This is a genomic window from Streptomyces sp. NPDC014882 (genome assembly GCF_043081325.1).
In the GTDB taxonomy this organism is placed as follows: Bacteria; Actinomycetota; Actinomycetes; order Streptomycetales; family Streptomycetaceae; genus Streptomyces.
Window position 1 is genome coordinate 725,533 of the sequence record NZ_JBIBWL010000002.1, and the last position, 23,780, is coordinate 749,312.

Below are 23,780 nucleotides of genomic sequence, written 5' to 3' on the forward strand. Positions count from 1 at the left end.
CGGTGCGTCCGTCAGGCTGCGCCGCCGGTCTTCGAGCCGAGGTCGCCGATCCAGTCGCTCACGGTGTCGAACCAGTCGCCGAGCTGCTGCCAGTAGCCCTTGCCCGTGCCGATCCAGTCCTGGAGCGGGGTCAGTTCCCAGATCAGCCAGCCGGCCACGAAGAGGATGACGACCGTGAACAGGCAGCCCTTGAGGCAGCCGAGTCCGGGGATCTTCATCGGGTTGGCGCTGCGCTGCCTCGGCGCGCGCGGCTCCCGCGGCGGGCGTGGCTCCGGCGCGGGCCGCTGCGGCGGCTGCTGGGGCTGCGGGGTGTGCCGCCGCGGCTGGGGCTGCTGCGGCGGGGCGTACTGCTGCTGCGGCTGCTGCTGGGGTGCCCCGTAGGCCTGCTGGGGCCGCTGCTGCTGCTGCGGGCGGGGCTGCTGCTGCGGGCGGGCGACCTGCCGCTGGGGGCGGCGGCGCAGCGGGTCCTCGTCCGGGTCGAGGTACTGGATCTGGGTCTGTTCGTTGCGGTCGCGGGCGGCGCGCAGCTGGTTCTGCCAGGGGTGCGGCTCCTCCGGCCGCTGTCCCTGCCCCTGCCCCTGTCCCTGCGGGCCGGGTCCGCCGGTCTGGTGCGGCGGTACCGGCGGCAGGACGGCCGTCGGGTCGGCGGCGCCCGCCGGGCCGCCGGTGCGCGGCAGGACGGCGGTGGGGTCGGCGGCACCGGACGGGGCGCCGGGTCCGCCGGTGTGCGGCAGGACGCTGGTCGCGGCGTTCGGGTCGTACCCGCCGGCGGGCGCGCCGGGCACGGCCGCGGGCGCCGGGTCGGGCGCGAGGAGGTGGCCCACGCCCTCGGCGGCGGCGATCTGCATCGAGTTGGCGTGCACGCCGACGCCCTCGGCGACGACGCGCAGTGCGCGCGCGAGGTTCTCGGCGCCGGGACGTTCGTCGGGGTTCTTGCGCAGGCAGCGCTCTATGACCGTCCACAGCGGTTCGGGCACCGTGGAGGGGCGGCGCGGTTCGGCGCTCAGGTGCTGGTGGAGGACCTCCAGGGCCGAGCTGCCGGAGAACGGCGGGCGGCCGGTGACCAGCTCGTACAGCAGGATGCCGGCGCCGTAGACGTCGACGGCGGAGGTCTGCGGACGGCCCTCGGCGGACTCCGGGGCGACGTACGCGGGCGTGCCGACGAACTCGCTGGTGCGGGTGAGGCCCGGGGAGTCGGCGAGGCGCGCGATGCCGAAGTCGGTGAGCAGCGGGTGCATCTGCCCGCCGTTCTGCAGGAGCAGGACGTTGGCCGGCTTCAGGTCGCGGTGGACCACGCCGTCGGCGTGGCTCGCGGCGAGGGCGTCGGCGACCTGCGCAGTGAGCAGGGCGGCGGCGACGGGGGTGAAGGGGCCGTTCTCGCGCAGGTAGCGGTGCAGGTCGGGGCCCTCGACGAGGTCCATGACCAGGGCCAGCAGATCGCCCTCGACGACCAGATCGCGGACCCGGACGATGTTGGGGTGGGTCAGCCGGAGCAGCACGGAGCGCTCCCGCAGGAAACGCATCACGATGTCGGGGTCGCTCGCGAGTTCTTCCTTGAGGACCTTGATGGCCACGGTCTCGCCGGGCTGGCCGGCCACGGCCGCCTCGGCGCCCGCGGTCTCGCGCTGGCGGGCTCGCCAGACGGTGCCCGTGGCGCCGCGTCCGAGCGGCTCCTCGAGCAGGTACTTGCTGCCGACTGGCCGCACGTCACGCGCTCCCTGCTGCTTGCTTGCCTCTGTTCCGACACACTGTAGTGCCGCGCCCCCCGCCGGGGGCTGTCGTCTTCCTGTGGTCCTGTGGGTCCTGTTGGTCCTCGCGCACGTCTTCACATACGCGGCGTACGCGCTTCCGCACGCCCTTGCGTACGGTTCCGGCCCCTCCCGTACGTGTTCGAAGGAAAGACGCTCGCCTCGGTCCGTTGGTTGCCGGAGACGGTCGTGACCGATCTCAAGCGGTCATCCGCGGGTCATCGGCCAGGCACTTTTGCGGGCAGAGCCGACCAATCAAGATCACTTGTCCTCCGGTGGCGGGCACATTGTCGGTGACAGGTGCGAGGATGCCTGGAGTACTGGCCGACGTGCTCGTGCGGGGTGGGGGAAAGTCCGCGCCCGGGCAGAAGGGACCGCTGACGGCTATGCAGATCCGGCTGACCGTCGTAGACCCGCAGGGCCCGCCCGGGGAGAGCCGGGGCCGCGCCGCGCACTGCGACGTGCTGGTCACGGCGCCCGCCGGCACGGCCCTGGCCGCGGTGGCGTCCGCCCTGGCCGCGGCGGTCTCCGGGGAGGGGGGCACTGCTCCGTCCGGGGGAGCGCAGCCCGTGTTCCACGCGGGCGCGCAGCGGCTCGACGCCCAGCGCTGCACCCTCGGCGAACCGCCCCTGATCGACGGCGCCGTGCTCAGCCTCGGCGTCCCGGCCGATCCCGAGCCGCACCCGGAGGTCGACGACGCCCCGGCCCGGCTGCACGTGGTGGCGGGCCCGGACGCGGGCGGGGTCCACCTGCTGCACGGCGGCCGGATCCGCGTGGGCCGCTCCGCCGAGGCCGACGTCCCGCTCGACGACCCCGACGTCTCCCGCCTGCACTGCGCGGTGACGCTCCTGGCCGACGGCCGGGTCACCGTGGCCGACCTCGGCTCCACCAACGGCACCACCCTGGACGGCGCGCGCGTGCCGGACCGTCCGCTCCGCTTCGCCCCGGGCGCCCTGCTGCGCGTCGGCGAGTCGGGGCTGCGGCTGGCGCCGCCCGGCGGTCCGGGCGCCCGGGTGGCCACGACCCCCGACGGGGAGGGCCACGTCCGGGTGCCGTGTGCGGGCCCGCGGCCCGCGGACCCCTCACCCGCGCGCGGGGGCGGCGACAGCGCTCCCCCGGGCCCCGCGGCCGCCGCCGGCCCCGGCGCGCCCACCGGCCACGCCTACGGCACGGTCGACTGGCGCGGCCCCGCGCCCGCCCGCGGCGAGCGGGCGCCGACGTCCCTCGTGCCGGGCCAGGGCGGCGCGCCGCCCATCGAGAACCACGACGCCGCCCACGACGCCACCCACGGCGGCCGCCCGGGCGGCCCCCTCACCGACCCCTTCGGGGCGGGCGGCCCGTACGGCCCCTCCCCGGACGAGGACGGCGGCGGCACCTCCCGCAAGGGCACCCCCCTGCGCGGCACCGAGGTGCCGCAGGGGCTGCGCAGGCGCGGCGGCCTGTCGGCCTGGGCCCGTCGGCTGGCCGGCGGCCGGGACACCCCGCAGGAGACGGACGGTCCGCGGGCGTACGACGACCGGCCGGCCCCGGCGCGGCCGGAACCGGCCGCCGGGCCGGCGGCCGCCCCGGACACCTGGCCGGACCCGGCCGCCCTGCTGCTGACCGCGCTCGGCCCCGGCCCGCGCCTGTGGGAACGCGGACCGGGTCACCCCGAGACGCTCGCCGTCCGGCTGGGCACGGCCGACCGGGTGGCGCCCGACGGGTCGCTGCTGCCCGCCGTACCGGTGACGGCGGGCCTGCGCGAGGCCGGCGCCCTGGGCCTGGCCGGGCCGCGCCCGCGGCTGGCCGGGCTGGCCCGCGCGGTGCTGGCGCAGCTCGCGGCGCTGCACTCCCCCGACCTGCTGGAGATCGTCCTGATCAGCACGGACCGCGCGCGTTCCGAGCGGGAGCGGGTCGCCGAGTGGTCCTGGCTGGGCTGGCTGCCGCACCTGCGTCCGGGACACGGCCAGGACTGCCGGCTCCTCCTCGCCCACGACCCGGACCAGGCCGCCGCCCGCACCGACGAACTGCTGCGCCGCCTGGACGACCGCCTGGCGGACGGCGTCGCGCCGCCCGTCCCCGCCCCGCGCGACACGCACCGCCGCCCCTCGTGGGCGGTGACGGACGACGCCGGGGGCGGCTTCCGGGGCCCGTACACGGTCCTCGTCGTGGACGGCGACCCCGGCGGTGCCGCGCTGCGCGAGGCGACGGCCCGGCTGGCGGCGGCCGGCCCCCGGGCCGGGATCCACGTCCTCTGCCTGGCCGAGACGGCCGCCGCCTCCCCCGCCGCGCCGGTCACCGACGTGTACGAGGCGGCCTGCGCGGCGGCGCCCGCCTTCCGCGCGTGCGGGGCGGTGGCGCTGCTCAGCGGCGACGTGGCGACCGCGCTGCGGCTGCTGCGGGTCGCCCCCGCCGGGTCGGAGTCCGAGCGGCCGGGCCCGGTGGGCCACGGCACGGTCGGCGCCGTCGACGCGGTCTCCGCCGCCTGGGCGGAGCGGTTCGCGCGGGCCCTGGCGCCCCTGCGCCCGGAGACGGCCGCCGACGGCGGTGAGCGCCCCGCGCGCGTGTCCGCCCCGCTGCCCCTGTCGGCCCGCCTCCTCGACGAGCTGGGCCTGGCCCGCGCGACCCCGGCCTCGCTGATGGCCCGCTGGGCCGACGCGGCCGACGACACCGAGGCGCTCGGCGGCCGGACCTCGGCCGTGCTGGGCGCGGGTCCGCGCGGCCCGGTCTGCGTGGACCTGTCCGCGGAGGGCCCGCACCTGCTGATAGAGGGCCCGCCCGGCAGCGGACGTACGGAACTGCTGCGGGCGGTCGTCGCGTCGCTGGCCGCCGCCGAGCGCCCCGACCGGCTCGGCATCGTCCTGCTGGACGGCCGGGACACCGCCGGCAAGGCGGGCGCCGGCCACGGCGAGGGCCTGCGGGTCTGCACGGACGTACCGCACGTCACCACGCACCTCACCGCCAACGACCCGGTCCGCATGCGGGAGTTCGCACAGTCGCTGGCCGCCGAGCTGAAGCGGCGGGCGGAGCTGCTCGGGCGGTCCGACTTCGCCGAGTGGCACACGCACCGCGCGGTGTCCGGCCGTATCGTCCCGCAGCGCCAGCCGGCCGGCGGGGGGAGCGGCGCCGAGGACCTCGACAGCCCGCCCAGTTCGACCCTGCGGCTGCGCCCCGGCGCGGCGGCCCGCCGGCAGGCGGAGGCGGCCCCGCCGCTGCCGCGCCTGGTCGTCGTGGTGGACGACCTGGACGCCCTGGTCTCGCCCGCGCTCGGCTCGCCCGGCCGGCCCGCCGCCGGGTCGGTGATGCGCGCGCTGGAGGCGGTGGCCCGCGAGGGCGAGCGGCTCGGCGTGCACCTGGTGGCCGCCACCGGTCCGGGCGGCCGTACGGCGGAGTCCGAGCCCGCCCGGCGGGCCGGCGTGCGGATCGTCCTCGACGCACCGGGCTCGGGCCCCGACGAACCCGCCCCCGGCCGCGGCAGCGTCAGGGGCGGGGACGGCCGGCTCACCCCCTTCCAGGGCGGCCGGGTCACCGGCCGCATCCCCCGCACCGCGACGCTGCGTCCCACGGTCGTCCCCCTGGAGTGGCAGCGCATGGGCGACCCGCCGGCCCGCAGGCCCGTCCGCGAACTGGGCAACGGCCCCACCGACCTCGCCCTCCTGGCCAGCGCCCTGGAACGGGCGGCCCGCGAGGTCTCGGCGGCGGAGGTGCCCTCGCTGCTGTGAGCACGGCCCGCGGAGCACGGCCCGGCCCCGCGGTCGGCCGGGCGTTCGAGGGGGCGTCACGAGGCGGTCACGATCGCCCGCTTGACACGGTATGCGTACTTGCCGACCCACGGCACCCGGCGTAGACCAGTGCCACGGGACAGCGCTCAACGTTCGACGAGGAACGGAGAACGGGGCAGTGATGCGCAGCACGAGCAGCACCATCCGCACACGCAGGACCGTGAAGGCGGCCGCCGGCATCCTCGCGGGAGCACTCGCGCTCTCGCTCACCGCGTGCGGCGACGACGAGGGCGACGGCGGCGGGGGCACCGGCACCAAGGAATCCGGCAGCACCCTCACCCTCCCGAAGCTGGACGGCACGACACTGGAGGTCGCGGCCGTCTGGACGGGCCCGGAGCAGGCCAACTTCAAGAAGGTGCTGGCCGAGTTCGAGAAGCGCACCGGCGCGAAGGTCACCTTCGTACCGGCGCAGGACCCGATCATCAACTTCCTCGGGTCGAAGATCGCGGGCGGTCAGCCCCCGGACGTGGCGATGCTGCCGCAGCCGGGCGCCATCAAGCAGGCCGTGGAGAAGAAGTGGGCCAGGCCGCTGGGCGCCGAGGCCCTGAAGGAGCTGCGGAAGAACTACTCGCAGGGCTGGCAGGACATCGGCAAGGTCGGCACGGAGCAGTACGGCGTCTACTACAAGGCCGCCAACAAGTCCCTCGTCTGGTACAACGCCCAGGTCTTCGAGAACGCCGGCGCGAGCGAGCCCAAGACCTGGGACGAGCTGCTGACGACCGCTCAGACCGTCTACGACTCCGGCGTCACCCCGTTCTCGATCCCCGGCGCGGACGGCTGGCCGCTGACCGACTGGTTCGAGAACGTGTACCTCTCCCAGGCGGGCCCGGAGAAGTACGACCAGCTGGCCAGGCACGAGATCAAGTGGACGGACCCCTCCGTGAAGGAGGCGCTGACCACGCTCGCGCAGATCTGGGGCAAGAAGGACTACGTGGCGGGCGGCGCCGACGGCGCCCTCCAGACGCAGTTCCCGAACTCCGTCACCCAGACCTTCACCGGCGGCGACCAGCCCAAGGCCGCGATGGTCTACGAGGGCGACTTCGTGCAGGTCAACATCGCGCAGACGGACGCGGAGATCGGCACGGACGCGAAGGTGTTCCCCTTCCCCAAGGTCGGCGACACCGCGCCGGTGGTCTCCGGCGGTGACGCGGCGGTGATCCTGAAGGACTCGAAGGGCGCGCAGGCGCTGGCGACCTTCCTGGCCTCGCCGGACGCGGCGGAGATCCAGGCGAAGCTCGGCGGCTACCTCTCGCCGAACAAGAACGTCGACCCGGCGGCGTACCCGAACGACGTGCAGCGCAAGATCGCCGAGGCGCTGGTCGCGGCGGGCGACGACTTCCGGTTCGACATGTCCGACCAGGCGCCGCAGGCGTTCGGCGGTACGCCCGGCAAGGGCGAGTGGAAGGACCTCCAGGACTTCCTGAAGAACCCGACGGACGTGGCCGGCATCCAGGCGAAACTGGAGTCGGACGCGGCAGCGGCGTACGGGAACTGAGCCGGTCATGGCATCGGCCGGTGCGGCGGGGGCTCCCGGAGCCCCCGCCCCTCCTCGCTCGCGCCGAAGCGTGACCGGCACCCGCAGGACGGTGGCAGCCCTGTTCCTGCTGCCCGCCCTGCTGCTGCTGGGCGCGCTCGTGGTCTACCCGATCGGGTACTCGCTCGTGCGCAGTTTCGCCGACCGGTCCGGCGACGGCTTCGCCGGCATCGACAACTACCGGGCCCTGTTCACCGACGACGGCATCCGCACGGCGCTGAAGAACAACGTCCTGTGGGTGGTGTTCGCGCCGACCGTGGCGACCGCCCTCGGTCTGGTCTTCGCGGTGCTGACCGAACGCGTCCGCTGGGGAACGGCGTTCAAGCTCGTCGTCTTCATGCCGATGGCGATCTCGATGCTCGCCGCCGGCATCATCTTCCGGCTGGTGTACGACCAGGACCCGGACAAGGGCGTGGCGAACGCGGTGTGGGTCGGCGTGCACGACACGTTCGCGCAGTCGTCGGCGTTCCCCAAGGCCCACCCGGGCCGCCGGTCGCCGCTGGAGCCCGCCGAGGGCGGCGCGTTCCTCACCAGGCAACCGGTCCGGGCGGGCGATCCGGTCTTCCTGCCGCTGGTCGGCGTGGCCCCGGACCGGATGCCCGGCAGCGCGGAGAAGGCCGCGCCGGCCGCGCCCGAACCGGGCAAGGTCACCGGCACGACCTGGCAGGACTTCACCCGCGGCAAGGGCGTCGGCACGCTCGGTGCCCCCGACCCGTCCGAGCTGGGCTACGCCGGGATGCGGATCGAGGCCGTCAAGGACGGCAAGGTCGTGGCGTCGGCCACCGCGGCCGGCGACGGCACCTTCACCCTGCCCGCGGCGGCCGACGGGGCGTTGCTGCGCCTGCCCGCGGGCAACTTCGCGGAGGCCTACAACGGCCTGGACTGGCTGGGCCCGTCGCTGGTCACCCCGGCCGTCATCGGCTCGTACGTCTGGATGTGGGCGGGCTTCGCGATGGTGCTGATCGCGGCCGGACTGGCGAGCGTGCCGCGGGAGCTGATGGAGGCGGCGCGGGTGGACGGGGCGAACGAGTGGCAGGTGTTCCGCAGGGTCACCGTGCCGCTGCTCGCGCCGGTCCTCGCGGTGGTCGCCGTGACCCTGATGATCAACGTCCTGAAGGTGTTCGACCTGGTCTTCATCATCGCCCCCGGCTCCTCCCAGGACGACGCGAACGTGCTCGCCCTGGAGCTGTACCGCAAGGGCTTCTCCGAGGACCAGCCGGGCATCGCCAGCGCCATCGCGGTGTTCCTGCTCCTGCTGGTGATCCCGGTGATGTGGTTCAACGTGCGCCGGCTGCGGCGGGAGGTGCGGCGATGAAGACGCCCGTGAGGACGTCCGTGAAGACGGTCGAGGCTCCCGTCGGGACCGTGAGGGCGGGGCGTTCGCTCGGCGCGCGGATCGTGGGGAGGCTGGGCGGCGGCGCCGTCCGGGTCTGTCTGGTCCTGGTCGGACTGTTCTGGCTGGTGCCGACGATCGGGCTGCTGATCTCCTCGCTGCGCGCCCCCGAGGACATGAGCGCGAGCGGCTGGTGGAAGGTGTTCGCCGAGCCGTCCCAGCTCACCGTGGACAGCTACCGGAAGCTGCTGGAGAACGGCGACATCACCGGCTCCCTCCTCAACACGGTGCTGATCACCGTCCCGGCGACGGTCCTGGTCGTGGTCATCGGCTCGCTCGCCGGGTACGCGTTCGCGTGGATGGAGTTCCCGGGCCGGGACTGGTGGTTCCTGGCGGTGGTCGGCCTGCTGGTGGTGCCGGTGCAGGTGGCGCTCATCCCGATCGCCGAACTGTTCGGGAAGGTGGGCCTGTTCGGCTCCGTCCTCGGCGTGGTCCTCTTCCACGTGGGCTTCGGGCTGCCGTTCGCGGTGTTCCTGCTGCGGAACTTCTTCGCGGAGATCCCCCGCGAGCTGCTGGAGGCGGCCCGCCTGGACGGCGCCGGTGAACTGCGCCTGTTCACACGGGTCGTGATGCCGCTGGGCGGTCCGGCGATCGCGAGCCTCGGCATCTTCCAGTTCCTGTGGGTGTGGAACGACATGCTGGTGGCACTGGTGTTCACCGACGCCGACAGCCAGCCGATCACGGTCGCCCTCCAGACCCAGGTGCGGCAGTTCGGCAACAACATCGACGTGCTGGCGCCCGGCGCGTTCCTCTCGATGGTGATCCCGCTGGCCGTGTTCTTCGCCTTCCAGCGGCAGTTCGTGTCCGGCGTGATGGCCGGCGCGGTCAAGTAGGCGCTGCGGCAAGGGGGGGCGGGCGCCACCGGTCCGCCCCTCGCCGTTCACCCGGTGTCCCCCGGATGCCGTAGGGAAACGTAACCAAGTCACTCCATCGGCCGTTGCCCGGACCAGGCCCTGTCGTCCGCGCCGACCCATGGATGTCCCTTGCCCAGGTTCAGTGTCATCGTCCCCGCGTACAAGGTTCAGGCGTACCTGCACGAGTGCCTGGAATCCGTGCTGTCCCAGTCGTTCACCGACCTCGAGCTGATCGCCGTCGACGATCGCTCGCCGGACGCGTGCGGCGAGATCATCGACGAGTTCGCGGCCCGCGACCCCCGGGTGCGCGCCCTGCACCTGCCGGAGAACGCCGGTCTGGGCGGCGCGCGCAACGCGGGCATCGCCCTGGCCCGCGGCGACTACCTGCTGTTCCTCGACTCCGACGACACGCTCACCCCGGGCGCGCTGCGCGCGGTCGCCGACCGGCTGAAGGACACCGGCGAGCCGGACGTGCTGGTGTACGACTACGCCACCGCGTTCTGGACGGGTGAGACCGAGCGCGGCAGGTTCGCCGAGCACCTCACCGAGCGGGGCCCGGCGCCCTTCCGGCTGGAGGACCGGCCGGGGCTGCTCAGGGTGCTGATGGTCGCCTGGAACAAGGCCTACCGGCGGGAGTTCGTGGAGCGGACCGGCCTGACCTTCCCGCCCGGCTACTACGAGGACACCCCCTGGACCTACCCCGCGCTGCTGACCGCGGGCTCGATCGCGACGCTGGACCGGGTCTGCGTCCACTACCGGCGGCGCCGCGTCGGCAACATCCTCTCCACCACCAGCCGCCGGCACTTCGACGTCCTCGACCAGTACGACCGGCTGTTCGCGTTCCTCGACGGGCGTCCCGAGCTCGCGCACTGGCGGCCGGTGCTGTTCCGCCGCATGGTCGACCACCTGACGACCGTGTTCACCCGGCCGGACCGGCTGCCGCGCGGCTCCCGCGGCGAGTTCCTGCGCCGGGCCCGCGCCCACTACCGCCGTTACCGCACGCCCGGCGCGCCCGTGCCGCTGCGCTCGCGGCTGCGCCACGGCCTGGTCCGCCTGGGCCTGCACCGCACCTACCGCACGCTCCAGGCGGCCGTGGCCCTGCGCGGCCGTGCCCGCGGCCTCGCCGCACGGCTCACCCGCGTGCTCCGGGCCGCCTGCCTCCAGGCCCACTACCGGATCCAGCTGTGCCTGCCGCTGCGCGCCGACCGGGCCGTCTTCGCCGCCTACTGGGGACGTGGCCACGGCTGCAGCCCGGGCGCCCTGGAGAGCGCGTTCCGGACCCTCGCCCCGCAGGTGCGCACCGCGTGGATCGCCCACCCCGAGCACCAACACACCGTCCCGCCCGGCACGCGGGCGCTGCGTCCCGGCACGGCCGCCTACTGGACGGCACTGGCGCGTTCCACGTACCTGGTGAACAACGTCAACTTCGACCGCCGGCTGGTCAAGCGCCCCGGTCAGGTCTTCGTGCAGACCCAGCACGGCACGCCGCTCAAGCACATGGGCCTCGACCTGCAGGAGCGGCCCGCGGCGGCCCGCGACATGGACTTCGCGGAGCTGCTGCGGGGCGTCGACAAGTGGGACTACGTCCTGTCCGCCAACCGCCACACCACCCTCACCTGGGAGCGCGTCTACCCCGGCTCCTACACCACGCTGGAGTACGGCTCCCCCCGCAACGACGTCTTCCAGCGGGCCACCGCCGCGGACGTGGCCCGGCTGCGCGAGGAGCTCGGGATCCCCCGCGACACGGTGGCCGTCCTGTACGCCCCCACCCACCGCGACCACCGCCGCACCCAGCGGGCCGGAATCGACCTGGAACGCCTCCTGGACCGGCTGGGCCCGCGCTTCGTGATCCTGGCCCGCGCCCACTACGGGCAGCCCGTCGACCTGCCCGCGGACGGCCGGATCATCGACGTCGGCGGCCACCCGAGCGTGGAGTCCCTCTGCCTGGCCTCGGACGTCCTGGTCACCGACTACTCGTCGATCATGTTCGACTACGCCGACCTGGACCGCCCGATCGTCATCCACGCCGCCGACTGGGAGGCCTACGAGGCCGCCCGCGGCACCTACTTCGACGTGCGCGCCTTCCCGCCCGGCGAGGTCGCCCGCACCGAGGACGAACTGGCCGACATCTTCACGACCGGCCGCTGGCACGGCTCCCGTGCGGCCCGGTCGCGCGCCGCGTTCCGCGAGCGGTTCTGCCCGTACGGCGACGGACACGCCGCCGAGCGCGTCGTACGGCGGATCGTGCTGGGCGAGACGGACCTGCCGCCCGTCGTGCCGCTCGCCGAGCGCCGTCCCGTGCCGTCGGCGGTGACGGCGGTGCCGGCGTCCGCGCGGCCCGCGCTGGCCACCGTGCCGCAGCCGTCGGGCCCTCGCGTCACCAGCCACTAGGGGCCGGGCGCCCGGCGCCCACAACGACCGGCACGGACAAGCGAGATCCACCAGTCAAGACAGTCAAGACAGACGCAGACAAGACAGACGCAGAAAGAACAGAATGCCCCGCTTCAGCATCATCGTTCCGTCCCACGGGGCAGCCGGCCGGCTGTCCCTGGCGCTGGACTCCGTCCTCGGCCAGTCCTTCGGCGACTTCGAGCTGATCCCGGTCTGCGACGCGCCCGACGCCCCGGCCGCGGCCGTCGCCGCCGGGTACGCCGGGCGGGACGGCCGGGTGACGCCGGTGTTCTCGCCGCCCGGGGCGGGGCTCGCGGGGGCGCGCAACACCGGCCTGCGGGCGGCCACCGGCGCGTACCTGCTGTTCCTGGACGGTGACGACACGCTCGTGCCGGGCGCGCTGGACGCGCTGGACGCCCGGCTGGCCGGGACGGGCGAGGTCGACGTCCTGTACGCCGAGCACGAGCGCGTCCCGTGGTGGGAGGGCGAACCGGCCAACCCGGCGGCCCCGCTGTTCGCCGGGGCGCCCCGGGGCGTCTTCAACCCCGGTGAGGCCCCCGAGGTGACCGGTGTGCGGCTGCCCCTGTGCGGCGCCGTCCACCGGCGCGGCTTCCTCACCGCGCACGGGCTCGTCTTCCCCGACGGGCCCTTCACGGACCTCGGCTTCGGCGGCCTGGTCACCGTGCACGCCGAGCGGGTCGCGGTGCTGCGCCGCGTCGTCGTACGGCATCTGCTGCGGCGGCAGGGCAGCCGGCTCGACCAGCCGGGCGAGCACCACGCCGACCTGCTGGAGCAGACGGACCTGGTGCTCACCAGGGCCGCCGCCCGGGGGTCCTCCGGTGCCCTGTTCGCCCAGCTCTTCGCCGCCGTCCTGAAGACGGCCGCGCATCCGGCCCGGCTGCCCGCCGCCGCCCGCCGCGCGTTCTTCCGCCGGGCGGCCGCGCTCCACCGAAGGCACCGGCCGGCCGGGTTCCGCGTGCCGGGCGGGAGCCTCGGCGTGCAGCACCGGCTGCTGGCGGCGGGGGCGTACACGGCGTTCCGCGCGCTGCGGGGCGCCAACCGGAAGGTGTCGGCGGCCGCCCGGCGCGTCCCGCGCCCCCACGGACTGCGCACCCGGCTGTACTACCGGCTCCAGCTGCGCCGCCCGCTCGATCCCCACCTGGCGGTGTACTGCGCGTACTGGGGCCGGGGTTACGCGTGCAACCCCGCCGCGATCCACGCCAAGGCCGCCGAACTCGCCCCGCACATCCGCTCGGTGTTCCTCGTCGAGCCCGGCCGGGAGCACGCCGTGCCGCCGGGCGTCGACCACGCCGTGCTCGGCAGCCGGCGCGCCTGGCGGCTCCTGGCGCGCGCCACGTACCTGGTCAACAACGCCAACTTCGCGGAGGGCGTGGTCAAGCGCGAGGGCAGCGTGCACCTGCAGACGCAGCACGGCACCCCGCTGAAGAAGATGGGCGTCGACCAGTCGACGTACCCGGTGGTGGCGGCGGCGACCGGCAGCTTCACCAGGCTGCTGGGCCGTGTCGACCGCTGGGACTACAACCTGTCCTCCAACACCCACTCCACCCAGATGTGGGAACGCGCCTTCCCCGGCTCCTACGAGCAGCTGGAGTACGGCTATCCGCGCAACGACGTCTTCTGCACGGCGACCGCCGAGGACGTCGCCCGCGTCCGGCGCGAACTGGGCGTGCCGGAGGGCAGCACGGCCGTGCTGTACGCGCCCACCCACCGCGACCACCGGAGCGGCTTCGACCCCGGCCTGGACCTGGAGGCGTTCTGCGAGGCGGCCGGCGACGACGTCGTCGTCCTGCTGCGGGCGCACTACTTCTACGACCGGGGGGCGCGCCGGGGCTCCGGCCGGATCATCGACGTGACCGCGCACCGCTCCTCCGAGGACGTGTGCCTGGCCGCCGACGCGCTGGTCACCGACTACTCGTCGATCATGTTCGACTACGCCAACCTGGACCGCCCGATCGTGGTGTACGCCGACGACTGGGACGTCTACACCGAGACCCGGGGCGTGTACTTCGACCTGCTCGCGGCCCCGCCGGGCCCGGTCGCCCGCACGCCCGGGGAACTGGCCCGCGTCTTCGCCGACGGCTCCTACGCCTCGGAGGCGTCCCGGTCGCTCAGGAACGTCTTCCGGGCCCGCTTCTGCCAGTTCGACGACGGCCGGGCCGCCGAGCGCGTGGTGCGCCGGGTGCTGCTCGGCGAACCCGCGGAGGCGCTTCCGCCCGTGCGGCCGCTCGCCGAGCGCGTCCCGGCCCCCGCCGCCTCCCCCCTCGTGATCCCGTAAGGAGCTGACTCCCGCAGTGCCCCGCTTCAGCATCATCGTCCCCTGCTTCAAGGTGCAGGGCTTCCTGCGCGAGTGCCTCGACTCGGTCCTGGAGCAGTCGTACCGGGATCTCGAGGTGATCGCCGTCGACGACCGCTCCCCCGACGGTTGCGGCGCGATCCTCGACGAGTACGCGGCCCGCGACGACCGGGTGCGGGTCCTGCACCTGCCGGAGAACGTGGGCCTCGGCCGGGCCCGCAACGCGGGTCTGCCGCTCGCGGGCGGCGACTACCTGTTCTTCCTGGACAGCGACGACACCCTCACGCCGGGCGCCCTGCGCGCCATGGCCGACCGCCTCGGCGAGGCCGGCGACCCGGAGGTGCTGGTCTTCGACTACGCCCGCACCTACTGGTGGGGCGGCACCCGCCGCAACGCCCTCGCGCACGTCCTCGCCGCGTGCGGGGACGCCCCGTTCACCGCCGCCGAGCACCCGGAGATCCTCGACCTGCTGATGGTGGTGTGGAACAAGGTGTACCGGCGGGACTTCGTCGAGGCCGGCGGGTTCCGCTTCCCACCCGGCTACTACGAGGACACCCCCTGGACCTTCCCGGTCATGCTCAGCGCGCGGCGGATCGCCACGCTCGACCGGATCTGCCTGAACTACCGCCAGCGCCGCCAGGGCAACATCCTGTCCACCACCAGCCGCAAGCACTTCGACATCCACGACCAGTACGAGCGGGTCTTCGCCTTCGTGGACTCCCGCCCCGAACTGGCGGACTGGCGGCCCTACCTGCACCGCAAGATGGGCGAGCACTGCCTGGACATCCTCGCCAAGCCGGACCGGCTGCCCCCGTCCGACCGGCGCGAGTTCTTCCGCCGGACGGCCGAGCTGTTCGCCCGGCACCGCCCGGCGGGCGAACCGGTGCCCGCGGAGCTGCGCGTGCTGCGGGGGCCGTACGCCGCCTACGCGGCCCGGCGGCAGGGCGCGCGGGCCGGGCGGGAACTCGCCCGGCGGGCCGCGCAGGCGCGCGGGGCGGCCGCGGGGCGCGCCCGCCGGGGCGCGGACGCCGTGCGGGCCCGGCGCCCGCTCGATCCGCGGCTGGTGGTGTACTCGGCGTTCTCGCACCGGGGCGTCCTCGGCGACCCGGGCGCCGTGTACCGCAAGGCGCGCGAGATCGCCCCGCAGCTGCGCGGGGTGTGGGTCGTGCGCGACGAGGAGGCGGCGGCCCGGCTCCCGGAGGGGGTCGAGCACGTGCTGCTGGACTCCCCCGCCTACCGCCGGGTGACCGCGCGGGCCGGTTTCTTCGTCAACAACGTCAACTGGCCCGGCGGCCTCGTCAAGCGCCCGGGCAGCGTCCACGTCCACACCCACCAGGGCACCCCGCTGAAGTACATGGGGGCCGACCTGCGGGACCGGCCCGGCGCCCGGTTCGGCGTGGACGTGCCGCAGATGCTGCGCCGCGCCGACCGCTGGGACCACAGCCTGGTCGCCAACCCGCACTCCGAGCTGGTGTGGGAGCGGGCCTACCCCTGCCACTTCGCCTCCGCGCGCACCGGCAGTCCGCGCAACGACGTGCTGGTGGGCGCCGACGCGCAGGCCGGGGCGCGGGCCCGCGCCCGCCTCGGCGTCCCCGCGGACCACACGGTGGTGCTGTACGCGCCGACCCGCCGGGAGTACGTCCGCGGCGGCCACGTGGACCGGATCGACCTGGCGCGGTTCGCCGCCGACCTCGGCGGGGGCCACACCCTGGTGGTGCGGCTGCACCCGTCGCTGGCGGCCGGGCCCGCGCGCGGGGCGGGCCTGTCCGAGCTGCACCGGCGCGGCGTGGTCGTCGACGCGACGGACGTGCCCGACGTGGAGGAGGTGATGCTCGCCTCCGACGTCCTGGTCACGGACTACTCGGCCCTGATGTTCGACTACGCCCACCTGGACCGGCCGATCGTGGTGCACGCCGACGACTGGGCCGCGTACACGGCGAGCCGGGGCACTTACTTCGACATCACCGCCGAGGCGCCGGGCCACGTCTCGCGCGGCTACCGGGAGCTGGTCTCCCTGATGGCCTCGGGGAGCTGGTGCGACGAGGAGTCGGCGCGGCTGCGGGCCGGTTTCCGGGAGCGGTTCTGCGTGTACGACGACGGGCTGGCCGCGGAGCGGGTGGTGCGGACGCTGCTGCTGGGCGAGGAGATGACCGGCCCCGCCACGGCCCGGGTGCCCGGCCCGGCCGTCGCGGGTGACGTGCTGGCGTCCAGGTGAGGCTGCGCCCGCGCTCCTGGGTGCTCGTCCTGGCCGTGGGGTACGCGCTGCTCCAGCTCGCGAACGTCACCGGCCGGGACACCCCGGACAGCAAGAACTACCTGTCGTACGCGCTGAGTCTGCGCGGGGACGGCAAGCACGAGGCGGCCGCGGCGACGATCGACTGGGCGTGTGAGGGCGAGGCCTCGGTCGCGGCCCGGCGGCAGAGTGTGGACGTGGTGCGGTTCCACCGCGCCGACCCGGGTGCCGAGGTGCTCGCCGCGTGCCGGGAGCGGGAGTGGCGCGCCGTCGGGGCGCGGCTGGCGGCGGGGCGGACCGGCGGGCACACGGTGCCGTTCATGCCGGACCGCTTCATGCGGATCTTCGAGGCCCGGCCGGGCTACCCGCTGTTCCTGGTGCCGTTCCTCACCCTGTTCGGCGTGACCTGGGGGATGTGGGCGGCGGGGGTCACGGTGGCGGTGGCGGGCGGGGTGCTGGTCTTCCTGGTCCTGCGCACCCTGCGGGCTCCGGCCGGGGTCGGTCTGACCGGGCAGGCCCTCTACTACGTCCTGCCGGTCGGTACGACCGCGATGCGGCCGATGGCCGAGGGCCTGATGCTGGCGCTGACCCTCGTGGCGGTGTGGGGCGGCGCGCTGGCCCTGGACGGGCGGGTGCGGGCGGGGGTGTGGACGACGGCCGGCGCGCTGGCGGCCCTGTTCGCGGTCAAGCACTCGCAGGCCCTGTTCCTCGGGCTCGCCCTGGCGGCCGCGGGCACGCTGATCGCCGTGCGGCGCCGGCGGCGGGGGCGGCCGGCGGGGCGCGGGGTCGTGGCGCTGGCCGTGGCGGGCGCGGGCGGGGCGGCGGGGACGCTGCTGCTCGCGGGGCTGCTGCGGTATCCGTCGGAGTCGGAGAGCCTCCAGGACCTGCTGACCCACCACTTCACGCGGCCGGACCGGGAGCGGCCCTGGCCGGAGTTCTGGCAGTTGCAGCAGCGGTTCTGGCCGGAGTGGCTGCGCCGGCAGCTGTGGGAGCCGCTGTTCGCGGCGGCGCTGGCCGCCGGTGCGTGGGGGGCGCTGCGCGGGCCGCGGCGGGCGTTCGGCGTGCTCGTGGTGGCGGCCGCGGCCACCGGGTTCCTCACCCAGGCCGGGCACCCCGACATCGCCATCTGGGGCGGGCGGCTGATCGTGCTGGCCTGGCTGCTGCCGGTGCTGGGGCTGCCGTTGCTGCTGGAGCCGCTGGTGCGGGGCCGGGTGGCGCTGCCGGCGCAGGAACGGCCCGATCGGGCTCACTCGATGAGGTGATGGACGCGAGGCCGTTGACGCGGGCGGGAACATACCGCCAATGCCCCTCTTCGTTCCCCTCTTCGTTCCGGTCCGATGAGCGTCGGCGTCCTGACCCGGCGTCCCGCGCGCGGCGCGACGGCGCTGTACGGCGGGCGCCGTCCGCGTCCGACGCCGTACCTGGTCTTCGGGCTGCTGTTCTGGCTGGTGATGTCGCTGGCGTACTGGCGGGTGCCGCTGTGCTGCGACGCCGGGCAGCACGCGGCGGTCGTCGAACGGCTGCGGGCCGACCTGTTCCACCCGCGCCATCCGACGGGCGACCTGCCGGGCGCGGGCAGCCCGTACTACTCGCCGTACGCGGTGGCGCAGGGGGTGTTCGCGCGGCTGACCGGGCTGTCGGGGCGGGACGTGCTGCGGGTGGCCGGGCCGGTCAACCTGGTGGTGCTGCTGACCGGCGTCGGCCGCTTCACGCGCGTGCTGACACCGCGGCCCTGGGCGCCGGTACTGGCGCTGGCGGCGATGACCCTGCTGTGGGGCACCGAACGGGCCTGGTGGAGCGGTTACCTCGGCCTGATGTCGATGACCGGCAACCTCGGCTATCCGTCGGCCTTCGCCATCGGGCTGGCGTTCTGGGCCTGGGCGTGGACCGCCACGCGCGCGCGTGACGCGCGGTCCGTGCGGTTCGTGGGCCCGAGCGGGCTGCGCGGCTTCACCGGGTACGCGGCGCTGGGCGGCCTGTACGGGGTGATCCTGCTGGTGCACCCGATCACGGCGGTGGCGGCGGTGACCGGGGGCGTGGCCTTCGTGGCGGGCCGGCAGCGCGGCCGGAGCCCGGCGGTGGTGCTGCGCTGGGCCCTCACGGGGGCGACGGCCCTGCTGACCGCCGCCGCGTGGCCGTACTTCGACGTGTTCGCGCTGGCCGGCGACTCCAGCGTCGACGCGATGCACCGGCGGCTGTACGAGGGGCTCGCCGGGCATTTCTGGCTGGCGCTGGCGGGCGTGCCGGCGCTGTGGCTGCGGGGGCGCAGGAACGGCGTCCGCGATCCGCTGGTGCTGATGTTCGCCCTGGACGCCCTGGTGGTGGCGTACGGCTGGGTCAGCGGCCACTACACCTACGGGCGGATCCTCGGGCTCACGCTCGTGCCGCTCCAGTTCGCGCTCGCGGTGGAGCTGGCGGCGCCCCGGCCGTGGGGCGCGGGGCGGCGGGTGCTGGGGGCGGTCGCGGCGGCGGCGGCCTGCGCGGGTTTCCTCACCGTGCAGGCCGGGGCGGTCGTCCCGCGCGCGGTGGACCCGGTCGGCTTCGCCCGGCCGCCGCGCTGGCCGGCGTACGACTGGGCCGCCCGGTACATGGCGCCCGGCGAGGTGGTCCTCACGGACGGCTACTACGCCGTCCACATGATCGCCGGGTACGGGCCGAACCTCGCCGCCCCCGCCTGGCCGGACGCCGCCGTGGACGAGCGGGAGCGGCTGCGGCGGCTCGCGGACGTGCGCGCCTACCTGGCCCCGGGGTCGACCCGCGCCGAACGGTCGGCGATCGCTCGCCGGCTCCACGTCCGCTGGCTGCTGCTCACCCGCCGGCAGCGGGTGCCCGAGGAGGCCGTGGTGATGGCGTGGAGCCGGGAGACGGGCGAGGTGCTGGCGCGGGTCGCTCCGTGAGGCGGCCGCTCCGGCCGCCCCGGTTAGTCCGGTTGATCCGGTTGATCCGGTTGATCCGGTTGATCCGGTTACTCGACGACGAGGTCGACCTCGATGTTGCCGCGGGTGGCGTTGGAGTAGGGGCAGACCTGGTGGGCCTGCTCGACCAGCTTGCGGCCGGTCGGCTCGTCCACGCTGTCCGGCAGCTCGACGCGGAGGGTGACCTTGAGGCCGAAGCCCTCGCCCTGCTTGCCGATGCCGACCTCGGCGGTCACGGCGGCGTCCGCCAGGTCGACCTTGGCCTGCCGGCCGACCAGGCCGAGGGCGCTGCCGAAGCAGGCCGCGTAACCGGCGGCGAAGAGCTGCTCGGGGTTGGTGCCCTGACCGTCGCCGCCCAGTTCCACCGGCATGGCCAGGCCGAGGTCGATCCTGCCGTCGGAGGAGACGGTGCGGCCCTCGCGGCCGTGGGTGGCGGTGGCGACTGCGGTGTAGAGCGCGTCCATGGATGAACCATCCCTCTCGGAAGTCGGTGTTCTGGGTGGCCCGCCCGCGCGCCGTTCGCGTCCGGGCGGCCTCACGACGACAAGTAGAGCACACAATTCAGTTGCACACAACCAAATGGTCCGCAAGAGCTACTCTGGAGGCATGACCCCGATGTCGACCCCCGATGCTCACGGCTCCGCCGTCGGTGCCGGCGCCGCCGCCGACGCCGCCGGCCCGGAGGAGAGCTGGCTCCGCCTGGACAGCCAGATCTGCTTCTCCCTCCAGGCCGCCTCACGCGCCTTCAACGGCGTCTACCGCGTGATCCTGAAGGACCTCGGGCTGACCTACCCGCAGTACCTGGTGATGCTCGTGCTCTGGGAGCGGGACGAACTGCCCGTCAAGAAGCTGGGCGAACACCTGCGCCTGGACTCCGGCACGCTCTCGCCGCTGCTGAAGCGGCTGGAGTCGGCCGGCCTGGTGCGTCGCGAGCGCAGCGCCCGCGACGAGCGCTCGGTGGAGGTCCGGCTGACCGAGGAGGGCACCGCCCTGCGCGCGCGGGCGGTGCGGGTGCCGGTCCGGATCGCCGCCGCGACGGGCCTGCGGCTGGAGGAGATCACCGAGCTGCGCGAACGCCTCGACCGGCTCACCACCGCGCTGGACGGGGCCGCCCGGCAGGAGGAACCCGGCGACGCGCGGCGCGCGGAGCCGACCGGGGACGCCGACGACGAGCGGTGACCCGGGGGACCCTCGGGACGGGGGGAGGGACGAGGGGGCGCCCGCGCCCGAGGGCGGCCCACAGGCCCCGCGGGAGCGCCCGGCGCCTGCTTGACCGTGAGACGGCTCCCGCGGAACCCCCACCGGTCCGCCACGGGCCCACCGCGGGTCGGCCGCGGGTCCGCCACGGGCCCACCGCGGGTCGGCCGCGGGTCCGCCACGGGCCCACCGCGGGTCGGCCGCGGACGCCTTCCCGTGCGACCCGCCGCCCACGAGGCGGGCGCGCCGCTCACCGACGAGGGGGAGACCGGGACACGCGCCGCGGGCGCAGCGACTCCGCCGCGGACGTAGCGGCTCCGCCGCGGACGTAGCGGCTCCGCCGCGGACGTAGCGGCTCCGCCGCGGACGTAGCGGCTCCGCCGGAGGAACGGGGGCGCGTCCGGGGGCGGCGCGTCCACGACTCGTCCGGGTGGGCGGGAGATCCGCTCAGAGCGCCTTGATCGCCTCCGCGGTGGCCCGCGCCAGGGCGCCCAGATACCCCTTGGGCAGCTTCGGGCTGCGGATCACCACCGAGCGCCAGTAGAGCGGGCCGGAGATGAGGTCGAGGACCAGCTCGTCGTCCAGGTCCCCGCGCACCTCACCGCGCCGGGCCGCCGCCGCCACGATCTTGAGGGCGACGCCCTCCTGTCCGTCCCGCAGCGCCTTCTGCATGGCCTCGGCGATCTCCGGGTTGCGGGCCGCCTCGGCCTGGAGGTCCGGGATGATCTGCGAGGCCACGGGATGCCGCAGCGCCCGTGACGTCACCTCGTACAGCACCCGCAGGTCGCCTTCGAGGCTGCCCGTCTCCGGCGCCGGCAGGCCCTGCACGGCGATCGCCGAGACGATGTCCAGCACGAGGTGCAGCTTGGAGCGCCAGCGCCGGTACACGGCCGTCTTGCCCACCCCGGCGCGGCGGGCGACGCCCTCGATGGACGTCCGTGCGTAGCCGACGGTCGCGAGCTCCTCGAACACGGCCGCCCGGATGGCCTCCGTCACGTCCTCACGGAGGACGGCGGCTCCCGCCGGGGCCCGGCGGCGAGGACGCGTCTGGGGCCCGTCGGCGTTCGTCGTCATGCGAACCAGCATAGGGCGTTACGACGATACGGGCCCGTCCCTACGCAAAGCACCGCGGCGTCACGACGAAACGGTGCCGTCGCCGTGGGAGCCCCCGGCCGCACCGCCGCCGTACCGCAGCCGCCCCCGCCGCCGTACCGCCGCCACATCCCCGCCGCCACAACCCCGCCGCCGCGCGCGGGCGCCGTCGCCACGACGCACCGGTGCCATCGTCGCCTCGCGGCGGTCTCGTCCCGGCGACGGATCCGTCTCGTCCCGGCGTCGCCCCGGTCTCGTTGTCGCCTCGGAACGGTCTCGCCGCCGCAACGGACCCGCGACCCCGTGACGACGAAACGGTTGCGTCCCGACGCCCGCTCGGCTTACGCTCACGTTGCGACGATACGGTGCCGTCCCGACGTAAGAAAACGTGACGAAAAGCGTGAGGAAACGTCGGCCGACGGCGGGACAGCCGTACGCGCACCCCACCCCCCGAGTGAAAGCAGCGGATGTGAGTCAGGTCCTCCACACACCGCCCCAGGCGCGGGCCGAGGCCCGTGAAGACCTCGCGGCCCTGGCGGCCCGGCACGGCCTCTCGGTCAGCGGCGCCCGCCCCTCCCTGCCCGAGTACCTCCGCCAGCTGTGGGCGCGCCGGCACTTCATCACCGCCTTCGCCACGGCCAAGCTCACCTCGCAGTACAGCCAGGCGCGGCTGGGCCAGGTCTGGCAGGTGATGACCCCGCTGCTGAACGCGGCCGTCTACTACTTCATCTTCGGCGTGCTCCTCCAGACCAAGAAGGGCGTCCCGGACTACGTCGCCTTCCTGATCACGGGGGTGTTCATCTGGACGTTCACGCAGAGTTCGGTCATGGCGGGCACCAAGGCGATCTCGGGCAACATCGGCCTGGTGCGGGCGCTGCACTTCCCCCGGGCCGCGCTGCCGATCTCGTTCTGCCTCCAGCAGTTGCAGCAGTTGCTGTTCTCGATGGCCGCCCTGGTGCTGATCCTGCTCGCCGTGGGGGTGCCGCCGGCCCCGTCCTGGCTGCTCGCGGTCCCCGCGCTGGTGCTCCAGTTCACCTTCAACGCGGGCGTCTCGCTGATCCTGGCGCGCCTGGGCGCGAAGACCCCGGACATCGCCCAGCTGATGCCGTTCGTGCTGCGCACCTGGATGTACGTCTCGGGCGTGATGTGGAGCATCGACGTCATGCTCAGCCGGCACGGCGACCTGCCGCCCTGGGTCGCCGACGTGCTGCGGGCCAACCCGACGGCCGTCTACATCGACCTGATGCGGTTCGCGCTGATCGACAGTTTCCACGCCGACAGCCTCCCGCCGCACGTGTGGGCCTGGGCGGTCGGCTGGGCGCTGCTGGCAGGCGTCGGCGGCTTCATCTACTTCTGGAAGGCTGAGGAGACGTACGGCCGTGGCTGACAACACCGCACTCACCGACAACACCGGCACCGGCACCGGTGGCGAACGCGTCCCCACCGTCATCGCCGACGGCGTCGACATCGTCTACCGCGTCAACGGCGCCGCCGGGGGCCGCGGTTCCGCCACCGCCGCCCTGAACCGCATCGTCCGCCGCAAGAAGACCGAGAAGGCGGCGGGCGTCCGCACGGTGCACGCCGTCAAGAACGTCTCCTTCGTGGCGTACAAGGGCGAGGCGATCGGCCTGATCGGCACCAACGGCTCGGGCAAGTCGACCCTGCTCAAGGCGGTCGCGGGCCTGCTGCCGGTGGAGAACGGCAGGATCTACACCGACGGCCAGCCCTCCCTCCTCGGCGTCAACGCGGCCCTGATGGGCGACCTGACCGGCGAACGCAACGTCTACCTGGGCGGCCTGGCCATGGGCATGACCCGGGAGCAGATCAGGGAGCGCTACCAGGAGATCGTCGACTTCTCGGGCATCAACGAGAAGGGCGACTTCATCTCCCTGCCGATGCGCACGTACTCCTCCGGCATGGGCTCCCGGCTGCGGTTCTCCATCGCCGCCGCCAAGGACCACGACGTCCTCCTCATCGACGAGGCGCTGGCCACCGGCGACGCGAAGTTCCGGCAGCGCTCGGCGGAGCGCATCCGCGCGATGCGCGAGCACGCCGGCACGGTCTTCCTGGTCAGCCACAGCAACGGCTCGATCCGCGAGACCTGCGAACGGGTCCTGTGGCTGGAGCGCGGCGAGCTGCGCATGGACGGCCCGACCGAGGAGGTCCTCAAGGAGTACGAGGCGTTCACCGAGCCGAAGAAGAAGCGCCCGGCCGCGGCGAAGTCCTGACGCACCGCGCACACCGGCAGCGTGAAGGGGGGGGGGGGGGGGGGGCGGCGCCCCCGCGGGGGGGGGGCGCCCCCCCCCCCCCCGCGCCGACGAAAAGCCCAAACGGACGACCGGCGCGCC

General features: G+C 74.7%; 15 protein-coding genes. 12 read left to right on the top strand and 3 right to left on the bottom strand.

Features of this window, described 5'->3' with window-relative positions:
- Positions 1-11: 11 nt before the first annotated feature.
- Positions 12-1,706, bottom strand: coding sequence for a serine/threonine-protein kinase (locus ACF09K_RS07800; RefSeq protein WP_392241596.1), 1,695 nt, complete (start codon positions 1,704-1,706; stop codon positions 12-14).
- Between the two features lie 428 nt (positions 1,707-2,134).
- On the opposite strand from ACF09K_RS07800, the gene ACF09K_RS07805 reads away from it, so the two are divergent.
- The 9 genes from ACF09K_RS07805 to ACF09K_RS07845 all read left to right on the top strand — a co-directional run bounded on the left by ACF09K_RS07805 (position 2,135) and on the right by ACF09K_RS07845 (position 19,125).
- Complete coding sequence (locus tag ACF09K_RS07805) at positions 2,135-5,449, top strand: FtsK/SpoIIIE domain-containing protein (protein ID WP_392241650.1); 3,315 nt, start codon at positions 2,135-2,137, stop codon at positions 5,447-5,449.
- Positions 5,450-5,630: 181 nt separating this feature from the next.
- Complete coding sequence (locus tag ACF09K_RS07810; RefSeq protein ID WP_392241597.1) at positions 5,631-7,004, top strand: ABC transporter substrate-binding protein; 1,374 nt, start codon at positions 5,631-5,633, stop codon at positions 7,002-7,004.
- 7 nt (positions 7,005-7,011) lie between these two features.
- Positions 7,012-8,358: a carbohydrate ABC transporter permease gene (locus ACF09K_RS07815; RefSeq protein WP_392241598.1), complete on the top strand. Its 1,347-nt coding sequence runs from the start codon at positions 7,012-7,014 to the stop codon at positions 8,356-8,358.
- Positions 8,355-9,269, top strand: coding sequence for a carbohydrate ABC transporter permease (locus ACF09K_RS07820; protein ID WP_392241599.1), 915 nt, complete (start codon positions 8,355-8,357; stop codon positions 9,267-9,269). Before ACF09K_RS07815 ends, ACF09K_RS07820 begins: the two co-directional genes overlap by 4 nt.
- 150 nt (positions 9,270-9,419) lie before the next feature.
- Positions 9,420-11,681, top strand: coding sequence for a CDP-glycerol glycerophosphotransferase family protein (locus tag ACF09K_RS07825; protein WP_392241600.1), 2,262 nt, complete (start codon positions 9,420-9,422; stop codon positions 11,679-11,681).
- A 103-nt stretch (positions 11,682-11,784) separates the two neighbouring features.
- Positions 11,785-13,977, top strand: a complete 2,193-nt coding sequence (locus tag ACF09K_RS07830; protein ID WP_392241601.1) for a bifunctional glycosyltransferase family 2 protein/CDP-glycerol:glycerophosphate glycerophosphotransferase — start codon at positions 11,785-11,787, stop codon at positions 13,975-13,977.
- Positions 13,978-13,993: 16 nt separating this feature from the next.
- The gene (locus ACF09K_RS07835) at positions 13,994-16,210 is read left to right on the top strand and encodes a CDP-glycerol glycerophosphotransferase family protein (RefSeq protein WP_392241602.1); all 2,217 of its coding nucleotides are present in this window, start codon (positions 13,994-13,996) and stop codon (positions 16,208-16,210) included.
- A gap of 2 nt (positions 16,211-16,212) precedes the next feature.
- Entirely contained in the window at positions 16,213-17,490 is a 1,278-nt protein-coding gene (locus tag ACF09K_RS07840) for a hypothetical protein (protein ID WP_392241651.1), read from the top strand.
- A 75-nt stretch (positions 17,491-17,565) separates the two neighbouring features.
- A complete protein-coding gene (locus ACF09K_RS07845; protein WP_392241603.1) occupies positions 17,566-19,125 on the top strand; it encodes a hypothetical protein in 1,560 nt (519 codons plus the stop codon).
- 68 nt (positions 19,126-19,193) lie between these two features.
- Here the strand turns inward: ACF09K_RS07845 and ACF09K_RS07850 are convergent, their stop codons facing one another.
- Positions 19,194-19,607, bottom strand: a complete 414-nt coding sequence (locus ACF09K_RS07850; RefSeq protein ID WP_392241604.1) for an organic hydroperoxide resistance protein — start codon at positions 19,605-19,607, stop codon at positions 19,194-19,196.
- Positions 19,608-19,758: 151 nt separating this feature from the next.
- Between ACF09K_RS07850 and ACF09K_RS07855 the strand changes: the two genes are divergently transcribed.
- A complete protein-coding gene (locus ACF09K_RS07855) occupies positions 19,759-20,322 on the top strand; it encodes a MarR family winged helix-turn-helix transcriptional regulator (protein WP_392241652.1) in 564 nt (187 codons plus the stop codon).
- Positions 20,323-20,787: 465 nt separating this feature from the next.
- Here ACF09K_RS07855 and ACF09K_RS07860 read toward each other — a convergent pair whose 3' ends face one another.
- Positions 20,788-21,414, bottom strand: a complete 627-nt coding sequence (locus tag ACF09K_RS07860; RefSeq protein WP_392241605.1) for a TetR/AcrR family transcriptional regulator — start codon at positions 21,412-21,414, stop codon at positions 20,788-20,790.
- A 487-nt stretch (positions 21,415-21,901) separates the two neighbouring features.
- On the opposite strand from ACF09K_RS07860, the gene ACF09K_RS07865 reads away from it, so the two are divergent.
- Positions 21,902-22,819, top strand: a complete 918-nt coding sequence (locus tag ACF09K_RS07865; protein ID WP_392241606.1) for an ABC transporter permease — start codon at positions 21,902-21,904, stop codon at positions 22,817-22,819.
- Positions 22,812-23,660 carry an ABC transporter ATP-binding protein gene (locus ACF09K_RS07870; protein WP_392241607.1) on the top strand — a complete coding sequence of 283 codons (849 nt, stop codon included), beginning with the start codon at positions 22,812-22,814 and terminating at the stop codon, positions 23,658-23,660. The genes ACF09K_RS07865 and ACF09K_RS07870 overlap by 8 nt, the downstream gene beginning before the upstream one ends.
- Positions 23,661-23,780: the final 120 nt, after the last annotated feature.

Coding starts and splice junctions, on each gene's coding strand:
- ACF09K_RS07805 (WP_392241650.1), top strand. CDS start 2,135: ATGCAGATCCGGCTGACCGTCGTAGACCCGCAGGGCCCGCCCGGGGAG.
- ACF09K_RS07845 (WP_392241603.1), top strand. CDS start 17,566: ATGAGCGTCGGCGTCCTGACCCGGCGTCCCGCGCGCGGCGCGACGGCG.
- ACF09K_RS07815 (WP_392241598.1), top strand. CDS start 7,012: ATGGCATCGGCCGGTGCGGCGGGGGCTCCCGGAGCCCCCGCCCCTCCT.
- ACF09K_RS07855 (WP_392241652.1), top strand. CDS start 19,759: ATGTCGACCCCCGATGCTCACGGCTCCGCCGTCGGTGCCGGCGCCGCC.
- ACF09K_RS07850 (WP_392241604.1), bottom strand. CDS start 19,607: ATGGACGCGCTCTACACCGCAGTCGCCACCGCCACCCACGGCCGCGAG.
- ACF09K_RS07860 (WP_392241605.1), bottom strand. CDS start 21,414: ATGACGACGAACGCCGACGGGCCCCAGACGCGTCCTCGCCGCCGGGCC.
- ACF09K_RS07830 (WP_392241601.1), top strand. CDS start 11,785: ATGCCCCGCTTCAGCATCATCGTTCCGTCCCACGGGGCAGCCGGCCGG.
- ACF09K_RS07820 (WP_392241599.1), top strand. CDS start 8,355: ATGAAGACGCCCGTGAGGACGTCCGTGAAGACGGTCGAGGCTCCCGTC.
- ACF09K_RS07810 (WP_392241597.1), top strand. CDS start 5,631: ATGCGCAGCACGAGCAGCACCATCCGCACACGCAGGACCGTGAAGGCG.